General features: G+C 77.1%; 1 protein-coding gene. It reads right to left on the bottom strand.

The window, feature by feature from the left end; translation table 11 throughout:
• Positions 1–1,235 (bottom strand): FUSC family protein (locus ABZW32_RS39980; RefSeq protein ID WP_356225853.1); only part of this gene is annotated, 1,235 nt, incomplete at both ends.

Below are 1,235 nucleotides of genomic sequence, written 5' to 3'. Positions count from 1 at the left end.
ACCCGCTCCGGCGGCCGCCCTTCGGTACGTCGAAGCGGGCGGCGGCCATCACGAAGCCGTCCGCCACCCAGGCCCCGTACGACCGGACGCGGTTGCGGGCGGAGCGGTCGGGGGCGGGCTCCGGCTCCCAGGCCGCCTCCAGGACCCGGCGGGCGCCCCAGAGCACGTGGTGGCCGGCCATGAGGGCGCTGTGCCAGTCGGGGCCGGGGCCGGCCGGATGCTGGGCCTCGCCCTGGAACTGGGCGTAGGCCGTCTCGGCGAGGAGCAGCGCGTGCTTGACCTCCGCGTCGTCGTGGACGGCCGGCGGGGTTCCCGTTCCCGCCGTCACGGCGCGCGTGGTGGCCGCGACCTGCGCGGCGGCGCCCCTGAGCAGCCTCGCCACGCAGCGGCCGAGTTCGTCGTGGGCGCCCTTCGGCCAGGCGAGGAGTCCGCACAGCATGCCGATGACACTGCCGATGAGCACGTCGAGGAAGCGGACCTCGGCGAGCTGCCAGGTGGCGACGGACAGCTGGGCGAAGACGACGGCGACGACCAGGGTGAACATGGCCTGCATCCAGCCCACGCCCCGCACGGGCCCGACGCAGAACGCGACCAGCATCAGCGGCGGCAGCAGGATCGCGCACGGCAGGGAGGCGCCGTCCGCGAGGGCGAGGACGACTCCGGCGGCCAGGGCGCCGACGAAGGTCCCGACGAGGGCCTGGCGCACGGTGGCCCGGGTCTGGACGGCCGTGGTGCGGGTCAGGGACAGTACGGCGAGCATCGCCCAGAAGCCGTGGGGCAGGGTGTCCAGTCCGGCCACGGTGCGGGCCACGGCGAGCGCGAGGCTGATGCGTACGGCGTTCTGGAAGTGGACGGAACTCGGTTCGGCGTGTCCCGCGAGGCGGATCCACCAGAGCCGCAGGGGGTGCGCACCGGCGTACCAGAAGCGGCCCTCGGCGGTGTCGGGTACGGCCGCGCGCCCCCGGACGGCGACGTCGGCCGCCCGGCCCAGGACCAGGGCGGCGTCCGCGATCTCCACCAGCGCGGCGTGGCGCCTGCGGTCGATGGGGGCGGCCGGCTGCAGGACGGCGGTCCGTTCCCGGGCCGTCTGCAGGGCGCCCGCGGCCGCCCCGGTGCCCGCCGGATCCCCGGTGAGGAGGACGGCCGTCTCCCGGGTGGCCGCCGCCACCGAGCCCAGCAGGGCCAGTCCCGCGGGATCGGGCGGGGTGCCGGGGCCGGGGCCGGGCAGGGCGCGC

The sequence above is a fragment of the Streptomyces sp. NPDC004667 genome (assembly GCF_040609475.1).
Taxonomy (GTDB): Bacteria; Actinomycetota; Actinomycetes; order Streptomycetales; family Streptomycetaceae; genus Streptomyces.
This window is presented reverse-complemented; position numbering and strand designations above follow the sequence as displayed.